General features: G+C 68.8%; 2 protein-coding genes. One reads left to right on the top strand and one right to left on the bottom strand.

Annotated elements, in window-relative coordinates:
* The coding region (locus ACYVM4_RS18225; protein WP_460669453.1) for a CYTH domain-containing protein at positions 1-614 on the bottom strand (614 nt) is incomplete at its 3' end.
* Between the two features lie 204 nt (positions 615-818).
* Between ACYVM4_RS18225 and ACYVM4_RS18220 the strand changes: the two genes are divergently transcribed.
* A partial coding sequence (locus tag ACYVM4_RS18220) for a hypothetical protein (protein ID WP_460669452.1) occupies positions 819-1,132 on the top strand: 314 nt, incomplete at its 3' end.

The following is a 1,132-nucleotide window of genomic DNA, read 5'->3' as shown; positions in this document are numbered from 1 at the left end:
CCCAGGGCGCGGGCGATCTTCGCGGTCGAGGCCGAGGGCTGGCCCCCGACGGCGAACAGGGCGTGCTCGATGGCGGTGAAGATCTGCTCCTGCTGCTCGGGCGCCACGGTCGCCTCGGTGAGCTCCACCTCCCACTCCGACCACGACCGGGCCGTGCCGCTGCGATGATCCACGGCTTCGACCTCATCGATGGCGACCTCCGCGACCGAGGCCCCGGAAACCGCGGCGATGGTCAGCACCTGCCGGACCGTGGCCAGGGTCGCGATCGGGTGCAATGGTTGCTCGCCGGTAAGTCCTTCCAGCAGGTGGCGTACCTCATCAGGCATCTGCTCCGGTGCCTCCTCCAAAGGCGGGAACTGCGCCTCGTAGCGACCACCGGGCTCGTACAACTTCACATGCCACCCGTCATCGCCCCCGCCCGTCCGCCGGCGCAGCGCCACCTGGTGCCGGGTCAGGGTCTGGTCGGCGGTGTCGTAGTAGACAGCCTCCATCCGGTGCTCCACCGCCGCGTCGGTGACCGTGTATCCCTCCAGCACGCCCCAGTCGACCCGGTGCTTGGCCCCGTCCGGGAGATCGTACTTGCGCTCGAGCTCACGCTGGGCGACAGCAGTCATGGCATGTTCCTCGATCCGGCTCATCCGCAGGGCGGTGTTCTTCGTCAGAATGGGGGCGATGATACGCCCCCAAAGTGACGTACCTCATAGGCTGGAAAGCCCGGTGGAACGACTCGAGGCCGGTGTCGGTGCACGTCACGGCTGGGGCACGATCCCAGGTGGCGCCCCGGTAGGAGGGTGAGGCGCTGGCTACCCTTGGAGCGCATGCGTTTTCACGAAGGGGGAGCCATGCCGCCGACCATGGTGTTGACGCTGGCAGGGGTGGCCGCGGTGACCGCGGCGGTGGCCTGGTGGCTGATCCGCCGGGTGCGCCAATGGCGCACGGCGGTGCGCTTGCGCCGGATCCAGGCCTATCACGCCGGTCTGCGGGCCGAGCTGGAGCTGAGCTACGAGCGGATCTATACCCGGTGCGCGGCCCGGCCTGCCTGGAGCCAGCAGAAACTGGCGGACATGGAATGGGCCTTCGCCCAGATCGACGGCGTCCTGGACAAGCGGCGCCGTCAAGAGCTGGCTGAGGT

The sequence above is a fragment of the Kocuria himachalensis genome, assembly GCF_054784195.1.
The sequence above is the reverse complement of the archived record's forward strand: the minus strand, read 5'-3'. Positions and strand labels throughout refer to the sequence as shown.